Annotated in this window: 20 protein-coding genes; 3 read left to right on the forward strand and 17 right to left on the reverse strand. The window is 64.4% G+C overall.

The genetic code is table 11. From position 1 onward, the window contains the following. The 17 genes from GU3_RS16660 to flgB form a co-directional block, all read right to left on the reverse strand. Nucleotides 1–1146: a flagellar hook-length control protein FliK gene (locus GU3_RS16660; RefSeq protein ID WP_014293250.1), complete on the reverse strand. Its 1146-nt coding sequence runs from the start codon at nt 1144–1146 to the stop codon at nt 1–3. Next, complete coding sequence (locus GU3_RS14355; protein WP_014293251.1) at nt 1146–1541, reverse strand: hypothetical protein; 396 nt, start codon at nt 1539–1541, stop codon at nt 1146–1148. The genes GU3_RS16660 and GU3_RS14355 overlap by 1 nt, the downstream gene beginning before the upstream one ends. Next, entirely contained in the window at nt 1541–1936 is a 396-nt protein-coding gene (fliS, locus tag GU3_RS14360; RefSeq protein WP_014293252.1) for a flagellar export chaperone FliS, read from the reverse strand. The genes GU3_RS14355 and fliS overlap by 1 nt, the downstream gene beginning before the upstream one ends. 18 nt (nt 1937–1954) lie before the next feature. Then, nucleotides 1955–3289: a flagellar filament capping protein FliD gene (gene fliD, locus GU3_RS14365; RefSeq protein WP_237711151.1), complete on the reverse strand. Its 1335-nt coding sequence runs from the start codon at nt 3287–3289 to the stop codon at nt 1955–1957. Nucleotides 3290–3499: 210 nt separating this feature from the next. Continuing rightward, nucleotides 3500–4351 (reverse strand): lateral flagellin LafA, encoded by an 852-nt coding sequence (lafA, locus tag GU3_RS14370; protein WP_014293254.1) that lies wholly within the window; start codon nt 4349–4351, stop codon nt 3500–3502. 301 nt (nt 4352–4652) lie between these two features. After that, the gene (locus GU3_RS14375; protein WP_014293255.1) at nt 4653–5651 is read right to left on the reverse strand and encodes a hypothetical protein; all 999 of its coding nucleotides are present in this window, start codon (nt 5649–5651) and stop codon (nt 4653–4655) included. A 9-nt stretch (nt 5652–5660) separates the two neighbouring features. After that, entirely contained in the window at nt 5661–6557 is an 897-nt protein-coding gene (flgL, locus tag GU3_RS14380) for a flagellar hook-associated protein FlgL (protein ID WP_041543272.1), read from the reverse strand. 10 nt (nt 6558–6567) lie between these two features. Continuing rightward, nucleotides 6568–7890 (reverse strand): flagellar hook-associated protein FlgK, encoded by a 1323-nt coding sequence (flgK, locus tag GU3_RS14385; RefSeq protein ID WP_014293257.1) that lies wholly within the window; start codon nt 7888–7890, stop codon nt 6568–6570. A gap of 6 nt (nt 7891–7896) precedes the next feature. Then, entirely contained in the window at nt 7897–8283 is a 387-nt protein-coding gene (locus GU3_RS14390; RefSeq protein ID WP_014293258.1) for a rod-binding protein, read from the reverse strand. A 17-nt stretch (nt 8284–8300) separates the two neighbouring features. Next, nucleotides 8301–9410 (reverse strand): lateral flagellar basal body P-ring FlgIL, encoded by a 1110-nt coding sequence (gene fgIL / locus GU3_RS14395; protein ID WP_014293259.1) that lies wholly within the window; start codon nt 9408–9410, stop codon nt 8301–8303. Nucleotides 9411–9419: 9 nt separating this feature from the next. Then, a complete protein-coding gene (flgH, locus tag GU3_RS14400) occupies nt 9420–10091 on the reverse strand; it encodes a flagellar basal body L-ring protein FlgH (protein WP_014293260.1) in 672 nt (223 codons plus the stop codon). Further along, on the reverse strand, nt 10091–10876 hold the full coding sequence (gene flgG / locus GU3_RS14405) for a flagellar basal-body rod protein FlgG (protein ID WP_014293261.1): 786 nt from the start codon (nt 10874–10876) through the stop codon (nt 10091–10093). Before flgG ends, flgH begins: the two co-directional genes overlap by 1 nt. Nucleotides 10877–10915: 39 nt before the next feature. Continuing rightward, nucleotides 10916–11644, reverse strand: a complete 729-nt coding sequence (gene flgF, locus GU3_RS14410) for a flagellar basal-body rod protein FlgF (RefSeq protein ID WP_014293262.1) — start codon at nt 11642–11644, stop codon at nt 10916–10918. Between the two features lie 9 nt (nt 11645–11653). After that, entirely contained in the window at nt 11654–12841 is a 1188-nt protein-coding gene (gene flgE, locus GU3_RS14415) for a flagellar hook protein FlgE (protein ID WP_014293263.1), read from the reverse strand. A 16-nt stretch (nt 12842–12857) separates the two neighbouring features. Further along, nucleotides 12858–13514 (reverse strand): flagellar hook assembly protein FlgD, encoded by a 657-nt coding sequence (locus GU3_RS14420; protein WP_014293264.1) that lies wholly within the window; start codon nt 13512–13514, stop codon nt 12858–12860. Nucleotides 13515–13516: 2 nt separating this feature from the next. Next, nucleotides 13517–13936 (reverse strand): flagellar basal body rod protein FlgC, encoded by a 420-nt coding sequence (flgC, locus tag GU3_RS14425; RefSeq protein ID WP_014293265.1) that lies wholly within the window; start codon nt 13934–13936, stop codon nt 13517–13519. Between the two features lie 2 nt (nt 13937–13938). Beyond that, nucleotides 13939–14304 (reverse strand): flagellar basal body rod protein FlgB, encoded by a 366-nt coding sequence (flgB, locus tag GU3_RS14430; protein ID WP_014293266.1) that lies wholly within the window; start codon nt 14302–14304, stop codon nt 13939–13941. 163 nt (nt 14305–14467) lie between these two features. Between flgB and flgA the strand changes: the two genes are divergently transcribed. The 3 genes from flgA to flgN are packed head-to-tail and all read left to right on the forward strand — an operon-like array spanning nt 14468 to nt 15877. Continuing rightward, entirely contained in the window at nt 14468–15133 is a 666-nt protein-coding gene (flgA, locus tag GU3_RS14435; protein ID WP_014293267.1) for a flagellar basal body P-ring formation chaperone FlgA, read from the forward strand. 58 nt (nt 15134–15191) lie between these two features. Further along, nucleotides 15192–15470, forward strand: coding sequence for a flagellar biosynthesis anti-sigma factor FlgM (flgM, locus tag GU3_RS14440; RefSeq protein WP_014293268.1), 279 nt, complete (start codon nt 15192–15194; stop codon nt 15468–15470). Then, nucleotides 15467–15877 carry a flagellar export chaperone FlgN gene (flgN, locus tag GU3_RS14445; protein ID WP_014293269.1) on the forward strand — a complete coding sequence of 137 codons (411 nt, stop codon included), beginning with the start codon at nt 15467–15469 and terminating at the stop codon, nt 15875–15877. Before flgM ends, flgN begins: the two co-directional genes overlap by 4 nt. Nucleotides 15878–15907 lie beyond the last annotated feature (30 nt).

Genomic DNA, 15907 nt, shown 5'->3' on the forward strand with positions numbered 1-15907 from the left:
TCAGGCCAGGGCGTTAATCCAGCCAAGGCCCATGGCCCCGGCGGGGTTGTCGTCACCCGGCTCGGCGGATGCCGCGCCGATATGAATGTCGTCATGAAAGCGGGGGGCGCTGTCCTGGCGGTCTTGCTGCCCCACATTGACCTCCACCCCGCCACCGTGCTGGGCCAGCAGATCCTGGCGCAAGCGGTCGGCCTGGGCGGTAATGGCGTCGCGCAGGCCGGCATGGCTTGCGTTGATCTGCACATGCAGCCTCTCCCCTTCCAGCCGGACGGTCAGCTCCATCCGCCCCATTTCGGGCGGGTCCAGCTTGATACGGGCCTGTTGCACCCGCTGGTTGAGCTGCAGCTCCACCTTGTCTTTGAGGGCCAGCAGCAACTGCTCGCCGATGGCCGCCTTGTCGCCGGACTGCACCGACACCGGCGCCCACTCGTGACTGCCCGCCGGTGCCGTGCGCACCGCCGCCAGGGCAGTGGCAAACACCGCCGTCGGATCGGCATAAGCCGCCTGGCCGGCGGCCGCGTCCGGCCGGGACAAGGGCCCACCGCCCAGGCGCTGCAGCAGCAGGGCATTGGCTTCAGGCATACGGAGTTCGGGAAGACGAAGCTCGGGCAGACGGGGCTCAGGCCGCGTGCCCGCATCGGGCTGGGCCTGTTGCCGTAGCGAGGGCGGGCCGGCGTCGGGCCGGGCCTGCTCGCGCAGTCGCCATAACTGCACCGGTGCCTCGGCGACCGGCCGGTGGCTCAACAGGGGCGCGGCGGGCTCAGCGTTCCCCTGGGCCGGCAACGACAGCGTCGCCACCACCTGAGCCTCGGCACCGGTATCGCCACCCGGGTCGGCACCGGACTGAGCGTCGCGGTCGCCTTCCTCCGCCGTGACACTGCTGCCCTCCATGGCGGCACTTGGCAGGGCTGTGCTCGAATTAACCGTCTGCTCCCGGCGGCCGTCCGGTGCCGTCGCATTCGCCGAGGCGAGTGACGCAGGGGCGGCCTCGGCGGCCGCTTCTTTACCGACCGGCGGCGTCGCCTGCAGGCCCAGGCCGGTGCGTTCGGCCACGCCGGCAAAGCCGCCCTTGCCCTCGCCGGACAGAATTCGCTCGCCGGCCACGGCGGGCAGGCCGGCAACGGCCCGGGCCGCGGGCAATGGCATCACGCCTCGTCCTCCAGCTGGCTGACCCAGTCGTAGGCCAGGGTGCCCTGGTGCTGCTGGCGCAGCTGGTCCAGTTGCGAGTCCAGCGCCTCGGCCTGCAGCCTGACCCGGCTCCATTGCGCCCGGTACTGCTCGGCAAAACGCTGCAAGAGGTCCCGCTGCCGGGCGTTGAGCTGGTGCCGGTAGGGAGCCAGCTCTTCCAGCGCCTTTTTCAGCTGTTTGTCCAGTTCGCTGAGCCAGCCCCACTGGCCCGCCTCGCAGGCCTGGGCGGTGCTTTGCTGCAGCATCAGCAGGCGGGCGAAAATGGGGCCCAGCTCGGCACGTCCGCAGGCCGCGGACGGCGCAGGGGGAACAGGGTTTTCCGCCGGGGGACTGACCGGATTCCGCTTTTCCATTATGCGGGCACCTCGCTGCCCAACCCCTGCCAACCGTCCCGCAGGTCGGCCAGCACCTTGTTGACCGGCGCCAACAGGGCGGCGTCGTTGTTGACGCTGGCGCTGAACAGCTGGCGGCCGCAGAAGTCGTACAGCGCATGTAGGTTGAGGGCCAGCTCGCCGCCGTTGTTCATGTCCAGAGAGCTGTCCAGACCACCAATAATATCAATGGCTTTGGCGATGGATTTGCCCTTTTGCTCAATCCGGCCGGCAAGGATGTGGCCCTCGGCCCGGGCGATTTCGTCCATCAGTCCGTCCATCAGCATCAGCACCAGCTCCCGGGGCGAGGCCTGGGCGGCCCGGGCATCGGTGTGAGTATGCTGGTAAATATCAAGGCCGGAATCGGCATCAAACATGGTCAGCTCCTGGCTCGGTTAAAACATGGACATGGTCTGTTGCATTTGCTGTGCCAATGTTTGCATGCGGGTGAACTGGCCCAGGTAGCGCTGGTAGACCTTGTTCATGCGGCTGTCCAGGGCCTCCTGCCGGTCGGCAATGCGATCCAGGCCGCTCTGCAGGCTGCGATCCCGCTGCACCAGGGTGCCGTTGCGATCCAGATAGGGTTTGGTGTCGGCCTCCAGCCGGGTCAGCAGGCCGCCGGCACCGGTAAAGGCGTCTTCCAGGGCGCCGGGCCGGCTTTCCTGCAGCCTGGCCATGGCGGCGGTGTCGAGGGAGAGCTTGCCGTAGCGGTCGGTCTTGATGCCCAGCTCCGCCAGACTGACACCGTCGGGTGGATTGGACAGGGTGCCCCGCAGCCGCCCCAACAGGCCCCGGGCCATGCTGTCGCCGGAGAGCGCCGCACTGCTGCCTTCCTTGCTTTGGGTGTGCTTTTGCACCTCGCCCACCAGGGCGTTGTAGGCGTCCACTATACCCTTGAGGGATTCCTCAATGGCGGCCTGATCCGTGGCCACGCTGAGCCCCAGCGGCGCATCGGTATAGTTGCCGAATTCATCCTGGGCATGGGCCTTGCTCACCGTCAGGTTGAGGCCGTCTATCTGGCCGTCAAAGGTGTTGGTGGTGCTGCTCAGTTGCAGGCCGCCGGCCCCGCCCAGCTCGATCACCGCATCCTGGGCGCTGGCCAGTTGCGTCTTGTTGCCAATGGCGGTTTGCAGCTCGGTAAAGGCCGCCTCGCCGTTGCCGCCGCCGAGGTTGATGGTCATGGCCTGGCTGGCGCCGGTCTTGCTGCCGGTCAGCATCAGGTGGGTCTGGCCATCGGCCCGCACCAGAGACGCCTGCACGCCGCTGTTGTCCGTCGCCTGGTTGATCGCATCCCGCAGCCCGGTAAGCCCGCTGGCGGAGTCCAGGGTCGACAGATCCAGGCTCAGGGTCTGGCCGTCAAGGGTAATGTCGAGCACGCCCTGAGTGGGCACCGTCCAGTTCTCGTCCAGCGCCAGGGAATACTGATCGGATTGCGCCAGCTGTTTTACATAGAGCTGGTAATCGGCGTTGGCGGCGCCGGCCTTGACGGTGGCGCTGGCATAGCCCTCGGCACTGAAGCCGACGGACTGGCTGCTAAGGCCGGTGCCGCTGGTCAGCTCCTTGATCGCCATCTGCAGCGCCTGCAGCTTGCCTTTGATCTGGCCGTAAGCCTCTTTCTGGGCGCTCAGCTGGCTTCGCTGGCTGCGCAGCAGGCCGTCGAGGGGAGCCCGCTCCGCCGACATCAGCATCTGCGCCATCGAGGACGGATCCATTCCGTTCATTCCAAACATCGCCACCTCCGCAATGATTCATTGTTTGTGTACTTGGTATTCGAACAACGACAGCGGCAGCGGGTGACTTGAATAATAAAACGCCGGGAACGGCGGAAATAAAAAAGCGGCCCATCAGGGCCGCAAAGAAAGAAAACGCACGGGGAAACCCCGGCAAAAAGCAAAGAACACAACGCGGGGCCATGGGCCCCGTACTACAGGGGGCCGCGGTTAACGCAGCAGCGACATCACCAGACCGCTCATCTGGTTTGAGTTGCTCAGCACCGACATGCCGGACTGCATCAGCATCTGGTTTTTGGACATATTGGAAGCTTCGGACGCGAAGTCGGCGTCCATAATACGACCCTTGGCGGCTTCACCGTTCTCACGCATATTGCCCAGGTTGGTAATGGTGTGCTCCAGACGGTTGATATAGGCACCAAATTTTCCTCGAGCTGTACCAATATTGTTCAGCAAAGTATCCATTTTGGTGATTTCAGCCTGGGAAGTTGCCTGGTCCGACATGGTCGCTGCAGTCCAGGTCGCGCCGACGGCAGTAGCAAGAGCACCAACTTCAGCAGTGGTATCTACAGCTAGGGTCTCGGCATTACTTGCACCAATTTGAAAATTCACAGCGGCAGCCGCAAATTTGCCAGTGGTACCGTCCAGAAGCTTGGTACCGGAACCGTAACTGGTATTAGCCATGATGTTAGCAAGCTCTTCGCCAAGCTGGTTGTATTCAGCATTAATGGCAGCAAACTCAGCAGTACCAGTTGTTCCGTTGGCGGCCTGAGTGGCCAGATCTTTCATTCGATGAGTGATATTGGTCATTTCATCTAGTGCGCCTTCGGCCGTCTGCATCATGGAAATGGCATCCTGGGCGTTGCGCATGGCCACACCCTGGCCGTTAGTCTGGGCCTGCAGACGCACGGCAATTTGCAGGCCGGCGGCGTCGTCGGCGGCAGAGTTGATGCGAAAACCGGTGCCCAGGCGCTCCATGGCGGTGCCCAGCATTTTGTTGGTGCTGTTCAGGGTGTTCTGAGTGACCAGCGAGGTGTAATTGGTATGAATTGACAGGCCCATGATCGTTTCCTTTTTAAAAGCATGATTGGCTTGGTTCACTCTTTTAAAACGGCGGCTGATTTGGGCAACTTGAAAGAAAAAATAAAAATTTTTGTGAGGGGGAAAACGAAAGGGGTGAGGGGAAAAACGTAACAAAAAATGAAGGTAACGGCCGACAATGCCGGACTTTCACAAAGCGACAGCAGGGATTACCGTAACCGACCGTCACATGCCACGGACAGCATTTGCCGAGCGTCCCACGGATGGGCTCGAAGCGTGTCGGTGGAGGTAACCCTGCTGTTGCTTTGCCTACGAACGAAGCCTATTCCTTGCGTAATAACGCCACGGCGTTATGGCGGGCGACGTTGGCCTGGGCCACCAGGGCCGACACCAGCTTTTCAAAGGGGCTGCCGCGGTTGCCGAGTGGTGCCTCGCCGGAAGGCGGTGGCACCGCCGGCCACTCATTGGCCATTTGCTGCAGAATAAAGCGGCGCTGCTCCTGCAGACGGGTACTGTAATCCTGAATGCGGCTCAGCACCCGCTGCAGGTGCTCGCGCTCGCTGGCCAGCTCCCCCTTGCGGGCGGCCTGCTGCAGGGGCGCCAGGGCATCGGGCTCGGGCGTGGGCTTGATCAGTACCGGCTCGCCCGCCGGCACGCGAATGCCCTCGCCCTGCATCAGAATGGGCTGGCGCAATATCGCCTCGGCCCTATCGGTGGCCACCAGCTGCACTCGGCCCTGCTCCGCCTCGGCACTGATGCCAAGGGGTTTTAAATGCCGGTTCAGCTGGACGAGGGTATCGGCCGGCCGCTGGCCGGGCCGAATGGTAATGCCCATGGCCTGCTGCTGGCCCGCCAGCAGCAGGGTTATGCGCTCGCGACTGCCCTTCACGCCCAGCAGGTCCACCTTGTCGAGCTGAAAGCGATGGCGGGCGGCATTGCCTTCCAGCGCCCTGGGCTGCAGCCGGGCATCGAGCCGGCCCTGCTGTTGCAGTTGTTCACTGAGCCGAGTCAGCTGCTCGCCCCATTTTTGCTGCTGCTCGCCGCTGATGGCGGAAGCCTGCAGGCGCTGGGCCAGGGTGCGCAACTGCTGATAGGCCTGGCTTAATGACTGCTCCGCCGCCTGCAACCGGGCCACGCTCGACTGGGCCTGGCTGAGCTTGCCCCATTGCTGAAAGCGCCCCGGCGCCGACAGTCCGCCAGCGAACGCGGCAAGGGGAGGCTTGCCGTCGGCCTGGCCGGTGAGCACTGGTGCGGCGGCAATGCCACCGGCGGGGTCCAGTGAGGTCTGTACCGCGCCCGGGCGGGTACTGGCGAGTTGCATGGTGTTTCCTTACAGGGCGCTGAACAGCGACAGCTTGTTCACATTGACAAAGGCCTGCTGGCTGCTTTGCAGCGCCAGCAGCATCTGCTGCATGTTCATGGCCGCCTCGCCGTAATCCAGGGCCGACAGCTCGTTGTGCAGGCCCTGGCCAAACACCTTCATCTCGCCATGGGTGGCCACCACCTGCTCCAGGCCGTTGATGCGCCCGCCAATGTCGGTAAGGGTGCGGGTCAGGTTGCCGATGCCCTTGTCCAGGCTGTTGAGCATGTCGGCCACCGAGGCACTGATATCCCCGGTGGCGGTATCCAGCAGCTGAATAAAGCCGTGCACGTCCTGCAACAGGTTGCCGCCGTTGAACATCAGTCCTTCGGCGGTATCGTTGGCAGCCACGGTCACGCCGTTGGCGATGGCCACCTGACGCTGGTAGTCATCCCCCTGGTAGGCGAACACGCCGGGAGCGGTTTCCACCACCGCCGGCACCTCGGTTTGAGACCCGGAAAACAGATAGTGACCTTCCTCGTTGCGGGCATTAACCAGATCCAGCAGGGTGGCCTTGAGGGATTCCATTTCCTGGGTCAGGGCCTGGCGCTCGGCCAGGTTGTAGGTGCCGTTGCCCGCTTCCACCGTCATGTCCCGCAGCCGCAGCAGTATGTCCTTCATGGCGTCGATCTGGGTTTCCTGCTGGCCCAGCCGGCTCTGTACCTGCACGGCATTTTTCTCGTACTGCGCGATGGCGCTGATTTCCTTGTCGATGCCCTGCAGCCGCACCGTGGCGAGCGGGTCGTCCGACGGTTTGAGAATGCGGTCACCGCTGCCCATCTGTTGCAGCAGTTTGCCGTAGTCGGCACCGCCCTGCTGCATGCTCTGCATCATGATCCGCTGAATTTGTCCTGTACTGACGCGCATGTCGCCTCCGTTAAATCATGTTGAGCAGGGTGTTGAACAGCTGGTCGGCGGTGCCGATCACCTTGGCATTGGCCTGGTAGTTCTGCACATAGCTCATCATGTTCATGGCTTCTTCATCCAGATTCACGCCGCTTACCCCGTCCCGCCGGGCCTGGGCCTCGGTGCGGATATTGCCGGCGGCAGCCGCGTCGGCCTGCCACTGGGCGCTGGTAATGGCCAAGTCCCCCACCAGACCGCGATACTGCTCGTAGCTGCCGTCCTCCAGCCCCAGCAGGGCCTGCAGGTTGTCGTTGTTGCCCGGCCCCGGGCTGGTGCTGCCGGACAACGCCAGCTGCTCGGGGGTAAAGCCGTCGCTGACCCTCAGGCTGCCGGCGCCATCGTCGGGGGTAAAGCTGAACAGCGGCGCACCGGGCTGACCGTTGAGATCCACCCCCTGGGCCAGCTGCTGGTTAATCTGGCTGGCCAGCCCTTCGGCCAGGGTGTCGAGTTCCTCCCGGGCCGGCTGCAACTGCTCGGCCCGGTGCAGCATCAGGCCGCCCAGGCTGCCGCCGATGTCGCCGTTAAGGGGATAGTCCTGGCCACTGAACCGCACCGACACTCGCGTATCGTCGCGGCTGATCTGCGCCGCCTGGTTGCCCAGCACCAGGGGCTGCCCCTGACTGAGGCTGACGTTGATGGTGCCGTCGGCTTGGCGGGAGGAGCGGATTTCCACCAGCCCCGACAGCTGACGCAGGGTCTCGTCGCGGCTGTCTTCCAGCACGCCGACGTTGCCGCCCCGGGCGCCCACCGCCTTGATTTTTTCGTTCAGCTCGGCCACTTGGGCCAGCAGGCTGTTGGCCTGGCTGTTGGAGGCGTCGAGCTGATCCAGCACCCGCCGCTCCTGGGCATCGAGCTGGGAGCTCAAATGATTGAAACGCTGGGCCAGGGCCTCGGCCGAGGCGATGATCTGCTGGCGCGGGGCCAGGCTCTGGGGCGTTTCCGCTGCCCCGTGCAGGGAGGCGAAAAACTGATTGAGCCCGGGCAGCAGACTGCTGTCTTTACTGCCCAGCACGGTTTCCATCTGCCCCAGGTAATCGCTCACCTGCCGGCGCTGGCCGGCCTCGGATTCGGCCCGCCACAGCTGGGCGGTAAGAAAGTCGTCGGCCACCCGGCGCAGGCCGGTCACCTGTACACCGCTGCCGCCCATCACCCCAAAGCCGGTCTGGCGGGCCGCCAGCTGCACTTCCTGGCGGCTGTAGCCGGGCACGTTCACGTTGGCCACGTTCTGGCTCATGGTGTTGAGCGCGGTCTGGGCCGCCAGCAGCCCCGACAGGCCATTGTTGATCATCGCCATTTCACATTATCCGTGTTTGGCCACCCGCAGCGGCTGGCTGAAGGCGGCAAGGGAAGTCTCATTGTTGCTAACGACCGCCCCGGCGGCACTCTTTAACGGCTGTCCCAGCTGGCTGACCATCAGCTCTCTGAGGCCGGTCTGTCCCTGAGAGGCCATGTTCATGGCGATCTGGCCGTCGTACCAGTCCCGCATCATCGCCTGCTGCGGGCCCGGCGCAAAAGGGCTGTCCGGATCCCGCAGGGCATCGGTGGCGGAACGCATGTTTTTCAGCACCATTTGCAGAAACATGGCTTCAAACTGCTCGGCGGCCTGCTCCAGGCCCTGCTGGGGAGACTGGCGCTTGATGTGCTCCAGCCCCTGCCAGTTCAGGTACTGGCTCTGCTCGGTTTTCATGACGTTTTCACTCTCCGTTACAACACCACCAGCTCGCCCTCAAGGGCGCCGGCTTCGTCCAGCGCCTGCAGGATCGACATCAGCGCATCCGGCTTGGCACCCAGGCTGTTGACCGCCTGCACGATTTCATTGAGTTCGGTGCCCTCGGGCCAGACAAACATCTTGCCCGGCTCCTGCTCCACCTTGAGATCCGACTCGGGCGTGACCGTGGTCTCCCCCTGGGCTAGGGCATTGGGCTGGCTGACATTAAAACGCTCGGTAATGGTCACCGTCAGATCGCCGTGGCTCACCGCCGCCGCCCGCACCCGCACGTTCTGCCCCACCACCACGGTGCCGGTGCGGCTGTTGAACACCACCTTGGGCCGTTTGGGCCCCGTTTCCACCCGAATGTCTTCCAGCATCGACATAAAGGTCACCCGCTGGCGGGCGTCGGACGGCGCCCTCACCTCAATGGCGCGGGGGCCGGTGGCCTGGGCCACATCGGGCCCGAACACCCGGTTGATGGCCAGCTCCACGTTGCGGGCGCTGCGGAAATTGGCCTCTTTCAGGTTCAGGGTCACCACCGGCTCGCTGACGAAGTTAGACGGTATCTCCTGCTCAATCAGCGCCCCGTTGGGAATGAGGCCGGCGGTCGGTACGTTGACGGTAATGGACGAGCCGCTGTTGCCCTCGGCCTTGAGTCCGCCCACCACCAGGTTGCCCTGGGCCACCGCATAGACCTGACCGTCCACCCCGCGCAGGGGGGTCAGCAGCAAGGTCCCGCCGCGCAGGCTCTTGGCGTCGCCGATGGAGGACACCGTCACGTCCAGGGTCTGGCCGCGCCCCGCCAATGCCGGCAGGGTGGCGTGCACCGACACCGCCGCCACGTTCTTGAGCCGGGGATCGGTGCCCTCTTCCAGCTGCACGCCAAACTGGCGCAGCATGCTGGTCATCGACTGGCCGGTGAACTTGACCTGGCTGCGATCGCCGGTGCCCGACAGCCCCACCACCAGGCCGTAGCCCACCAGCTGGTTGTCGCGAATGCCCTGCACGTCCACCACATCCAGCAGCGGTCGCTCACTGGACCGGGCCGGCGCCGACATAGCACCGAGCATCAGGCACAGCATGATCACAAACGAATATTTCATTCTCAGCTCCTAGAGAGGGAACCAGCTGCTGTTAAAGAAGCGCGATAGCCAGCCGGCCTGGTTGGTGTCGGCCAGGGCGCCGCGGCCGGCATAGGTGATGCGGGCATCGCCCAGGCGCTGGGACGGCACCCGGTTGTGGCTGTCGATATCATCCATGCGTACCAGCCCCTGCAGACGCACGTATTCATCGCCCTGATTCAGCCGGATCCATTTCTCCCCTTTGACCCTGAGCACGCCGTTGGGCAGCACTTCCGCCACCGTCACCGTGATCGAGCCGGACAGGGTATTTTGCTGGCTGGTGCTGGCCGAGCCGCTGAAGTCCCGGTCGGCACTGGCTTCGGCGGTCAGGTTGGTGCGCAGCTTGCGTCCCACCAGCGGTACCGGAATATCAATGCTGCTGCTCTTGTCGAGGCTGGTGTCCGCCTTCTTGCTGGACTGGGTGCGTTCCTGCAGCACCACCGTCAGCATGTCGCCCACGCGAAAGGCGCGCCTGTCCTGAAACAGGGCGATCATGGTGCGGTTGCTGAAGGCGCTGCCGTCCCGGGCCGGCGGCTGCACCGGCCCTTGGGCCAGGGTCGGCGCCCAATCGTCTTCCCCCGGCTCGGGCGGGATCAGCTCATAGGTGGTGCAGCCGCTCAGCATCAACAGTACGGCCGCCCAGGTGCCATGGCGTGTGTTCATCAGAGCGCCTGGCTTACAAACTTGAGCATCTGATCGGCTGCCGACACCACCTTGGCATTCATCTCGTAGGAGCGCTGGGTGGTGATCATGTCCACCATTTCCTCCACCACGTTGACGTTGGAGCCTTCCAGGGTTCCCTGCTTGAGGGTGCCCAGGGCATCGTCGCCGGCCTGCGCTTCCATCGGCTCGCCGGAGGCGCCGGTCTGGCGATACAGGTTTCCGCCCATGGCCTCAAGCCCGGCCGGGTTGGAAAAATTGGCCAGGGTGATCAGGCCCAGCTCCTGAGGCTCGGCCTGGCCCGCCAGGGTGGCGGTGACGATGCCGTTGGCGCCCACGGTGACATTGATGGCGTTTTCCGGAATCTCAATCTGGGGCACCAGCGGCAGGCCTTCGGCGTTGACCATCAGGCCGTCGGCATTGCGGTGAAACTGGCCGTTGCGGGTGTAGACCAGCTCGCCGTTGGGACGCTCAATCTGAAAGAAGCCCTGGCCGACAATGGCCATGTCCAGCTCCTGGCCGGTGTTCTGAAAATTGCCGGTGGTAAACACCTTCTGGGTGCCCACCACCTTGACGCCGTTGCCCATCTGAATACCGGTGGGGATCTGGTTCTGCTGATCCGCCGCCGCCCCGGGCTGACGCTGCACCTGGTAAAACAGATCTTCAAAGGCCACTCTGTCCCGCTTGAAACCCACGGTGTTGACGTTGGCCAGGTTGTTGGAAATGGCGGTCATGCGCGCGTCCTGCGCGCTGAGACCGGTTTTGCTTACCCACAAGGCTGCATGCATGGTTGTTTATCCTGTTGACTGTGTTGAATGACTGAGGGGTCAGCTGCCGCGGATCAGGCGAGCACCGGCCCGGGCCTGATCATCGGCGGTCTTCATGGCCCGCACCTGCAGCTCGAACTGCCGGCCCAGGGCCATGGTCTGCACCATCTCCTCCACCACGTTGACATTGGCCCCTTCCAGATAGCCCTGCTTGAGCACAATGTTCTCATCCATCGCCAGCGGCTCGGGCTGATCCGCGTAAAACAGCCCGTCGAGGCCCTTTTTCAGCTGGCCGTCCTCGGGCCGTACCAGCTTGATGCGGCCTCCCTCAATCTGGGCGCCGCCCCCGGGCGGGGTCAGGCTGACGGTGCCGTCGCTGCCAATTTCCAGCTGGCTGAATTCGGGCAAGACCAGGGCGCCGCCCTCGCCCACCACGGGGTGGCCATTAATGGTGAGCTCGCCTTCGGGGCTGACCAGCATGTTGCCGGCCCGGGTATAGGCTTCGTTCTCACCGCTTTGCACCGCGATAAAGCCGTCGCCCTGAATGGCGATGTCCAGATCGCGGCCGGTTTGCTGCAAGGGCCCGGCGGCCAGGTTGGTGCCGGCGGGCAGGCTCTGGGCCAGGGCCCGGGTGTGCAGGCCGTCTCCCTCAAGGAAGCGGGCCGAGGCCTGCTCGTAGTCGGCGCGAAACCCTTGAGTGTTGGCGTTGGCCAAGTTGTTGGCGCGGATCCCTTGAGCCATCATGGCGTGCTGGGCCCCGGACATGGCGGTATAAAGCAAACGATCCATTCAGCGGCCTCAGAAGGAGTTGAACAGCACCTGCGTCATCTTGTCGGCGGCGCTGATGCTTTTGGAGTTGGCCTGATAGTTGCGCTGGGCGGTCATCAGGTTGACCAGCTCGCCGGTCAGTTCGACGTTGGAGCCTTCATAGGCGCCGGCGGTCAGGCTGCCCAGGGTGCCGGTGCCCGGCTCACCCAGCACCGGGGCGCCCGAGGCAAAGCTCTGGTACCAGCTGGTGTTGTCGCCCTGGCGCAGGCCGTTGGGGTTGGCGAAGTCGGCCATCACCACCTTGCCCTTGAGCTGATCCTGGCCGTTGGTGAACACCGCATACATGTCGCCGTTGGACTCAAAGCGCAGGCCCGCCAGCTCCCCGGCGGTATAACCGTCGGGCTGGTTGCGGGACACGCTGAACTCACCGGCGTACTGGGTGGAGCCGGCCAGGTTCAGGGTAATGTTCAGGGGATCGGCGGCGGCCAGCGGGTGGGTCAGGTTCACGGTCGTGGCCGAGGTCAGCTTGCCGGCGGTGTCAAAGGTCATGGTCTGGGGCGCGCCCATGGCAGCGCCATCCATCTGGCGATGCACCTGCCAGCTGTTGTCGGCGGTCTTGACGAAGTACTGGGTCAGCACATGACGGGTGCCGAGCGAGTCGAACACCTCGATGGACTGGGAAAAGTTGTAACTGCCGGCATCCGCCGGATCAAAGGGGGTGACCGCCGGGTCTATGGTCTGGGCATCCGCCTTGAGGTTGGCGGTAAAGGCCAGGTTGGTGCTGGCCTGGGCCGGCAGGCCGGCGCCGTCCACCTGCAGATCCTCGATCACCCCCTGCTGCAACTGGCCCGCTTCATTGGTCATGTAGCCCTGCAGGCGCATGCCGTTGCCGCTGACGATGTAGTTGTCGGCGTCCCGGTTGAAGGTGCCGGCCCGGGTAAAGGCGGTCTGGCCGTTCAGGCTGGTCATGAAAAAGCCATTGCCGGAAATGGCCAGATCCAGGGCCCGGCCGGTGTTGACCACGTCGCCGTCCCGCTCGAAGTTCTGGGACACGTTATTGACTTCCACCCCGCCCGGCTGACCGCCGCCGTACACGGCGGCAAACTCCGCCCGGGCGCTCTTGAAGCCGGCGGTGGACACGTTGGCGATGTTGTGGCTGATCACCCCCAGCGACTGGCTGGTGGCCCGCAGGCCGCTCAGGCCGATACTCATGGACATAACTGACTTCCTTCCGTTAGGACTGACCGAACTCGGTCACCTTGAACAATGACATCTGGCCGACTCCGGCCAGTCCCAGCATGATGTCGCCGCCCCCGGCGGGCAGGCTGACCTTTTCCACGGTGCGCTCCAGATAGGGTGACAAGGACAGACGGCTGCCCTCCCGGGTGGCGGTGACCCTGAACTCGTAGTCACCGGGCGGCAGCTCGGCCAGCGCAAACGTCTGCTCGCCGGTGGGCGAATGCCATTCCTGCTGGTGCACCCGCTTGCCCTGCTGGTCGTACACCTCCAGAGAGAGCTGCCCGGTGCCCGCCGGCACCGGTATGGTGCCGCTCAGACGTTCGGGTTCGCTCAGGCTGATGGACTGCACCGGCACCGTGACCTTTTTGCCCATCAGCGAGGTGCTGCCCAGCACCTGCAGGGTGTCGAGCAGGGTGGCCTGCTGCTGACCCTGCACCTTCATCTGCTCGATGCCTTCCACCATGCTGAACTGGGCCAGCTGGGTTACGTACTGGGTGCCGTCCAGAGGATTGAGGGGATCCTGATTGTTGATCTGGGCCACCATCATCTGCAGAAACTCGCTGCGCAGGCTGCTCACCTCCCCCGCCGGTGCAATGGCGTTCTTCTGGCCGGCGCCGGCATTGTCCAACCCGTTGATACTTGCCAGTGCCATGATTAACGCTGCCCCAGGTTGAGCAGCCCCTGCTGCATGCTGTTGACCCGACCAATCACTTCCACCGCCGACTCGAAACTGCGCGAGGCGGACATCATGTCGGCCATTTCTTCCATCACATTGACCCCGGCGTAATAGACATGGCCGTCGGCGTTGGCCAGGGGATGATCCGGCTGATAGCGCTGCTCGGGCTGGCGATCCGAGGGCAGCACCCCGGCGATATTGACCCTGGCACCGGCCAGCTCGCCGGCTTGGGTTTGCTGGTAGAGGGTGGCGAACACCGGCTTGATGGCCCGGTAGGCCTCGTCTTCACTGGCGGCCACCGAGCCGGCGTTGGCCAGGTTGGAGGCCACCGTGTTCATGCGGCTGGTCTGCGCCTGCAGGGCGCTGGCCGCGATGTCATACACTCCGCGAAACGACATAATCAACGTCCTTCTATGGCCTGTTGCAGGCCGCGTAACTTGAGGTTCAGAAAGGTCAGGCTGGTCTGAAAATCCATGGCGTTTTCGGCAAAGGCGGTCTGCTCCACCGACAGCTCCACGGTGTTGCCGTCCCGGGACGGCTGGTAGGGCACCCGGTACAGGCTCTCGGCCGCCATGCCCGGCCGCTCCGCCCCCCGGCGCAGGGCGTTTTCGGTGTGCTGCAAGACCGCCTTGTAGTCGATATCCCGGGCCTGGTAGCCGGGGGTATCCACATTGGCCAGATTGCCGGCCAGTAATTGCGTTCTGTCCATCCTGAGGGATAATGCATACGGATGAACGCCCAGCGCCTTGTCGAACCCCAGTGCCATTTGCTGTACCTTTCCAGTTGCTCACATTGGTTCCGCATCGACCTACAAGATTTGTGCCATCAATTAAATGCCAATATTTTCATATATTTACATATTAACTTCCGCCCTTTACCGGCGTCTTCGGGAAGGTCACCTTCCCCCCGGAAAACGGACCTGGCTGCTGTTGCTGGTTGCTTCCTGTTCCGTGCAGGCCGAGCTGGCCGATGAGCTGACCCGCGCCGCCGGGCAACGGCTGGCCGCCCACGCCGGCGAGCAGGACTGGCTGCCCTACCAGGCCGAGTTCAGTCCCTGGCTGCCCGCCGGTGCGTCCCGCCTGCCCCCGTGCACGGTGCCGCTGCGCTTTGAACCGGCCCAGGCCGATGGCGAGCCCTGGGGCCGAGTGCCCTATCTTGTTCATTGCCCGGATCAGCCGGGCTGGACCAGCCGCGCCCGGGTAGAAGTCAAGGTGCGCATGCCGGTGTGGGTGGCCGCCGAGCGCCTGCGCCGGGAGCAGGAAATAACGCCGTCCTCGGTGCGGCTGGAAAGCCTGAGCCTGGAGCGGTTGCACCGGGGCTTTATCAGCGGCCAGCGGCCGCCGCAGCAACGACTGCTGCGGGATCTGCCGGCGGGCGAGCCGTTGTATCCGGCGCTGCTGGCGCCGCTGTGGCTGGTAAAGAAAAAGGAACTGGTGGTGATCGAGGCGGTGGGGGACGGCTTTGCCATCACCACCAAGGGCACCGCCCTGGGCAATGGCAGCCTGGGCGAGCTGGTGCGGGTGCGCAATGCGGACTCGGGCAAGGTGATCCAGGCCCGGGTGGTGGCGGAAAACCGGGTGCAAAGCCTGCGTTAAAGATGCCGGCAACGCCGGTCGTTATTCACAGACAGCTGCAAACACAATGGATACTCAGATGAAAATCAGCCCTCACCGCACCACCCCGCTGACCCTGGTTTCCAGCCAGGAAAAACCCCGGGGCCCGCTCACCCAGTCCGGGGCCGCCGGCCAGCCGGGCCAGACCGAGCTCAGCCCGGAGCTGGGCATGGTGCAACAGGCCCGGGAAAGCCTGAAGGCCATGCCCGAGGTCGACATGGACAAGGTCGCCCGGCTGCGCCAGGCCATCGCCAATGACGAACTGCCGCTGGATCTGGAGGCGCTGTCCCGGGCCATCGTGGAGCTGCATCGGCGATGAGCAGGGCTCTTCTCAGGCAACTCTGGCAAACGCTGCAACAGGAGCGCCAGGGGTATGAACACCTGCACCGGCTGCTGCAACATCAGGCCCGGCTGCTGACCGGCCAGGATCATCAGGGCCTGCTCAGCCACAACCCGCAACAAACCACACTCACCGGGCAGCTGGCCGAACTCGCCGCCCGCCGTGACACCCTGCTGGCCGAGCTGGGCGTCGCCTCGCCCGAGCAGCTCTGCCACAAGCTGCCCGCCCCCCTGTCCGGCCAGCTCGGCGAACTCTGGCAGGCGTTGCTGCAACAGGCGCGCCTGTGCCGGGCCCTGAACGACGGCAACGGCCGGCTGCTGGCCAGCCAGAAGGAGTGGCTGGAGCACCGCCTGGGCGTTACCGACGCGGTGTATCAGCCGGCCTGACCCCAAAGGCCGTCTCTCCGGGCTTGACCC

The sequence above is a fragment of the Oceanimonas sp. GK1 genome (genome assembly GCF_000243075.1).
In the GTDB taxonomy this organism is placed as follows: domain Bacteria; phylum Pseudomonadota; class Gammaproteobacteria; order Enterobacterales; family Aeromonadaceae; genus Oceanimonas.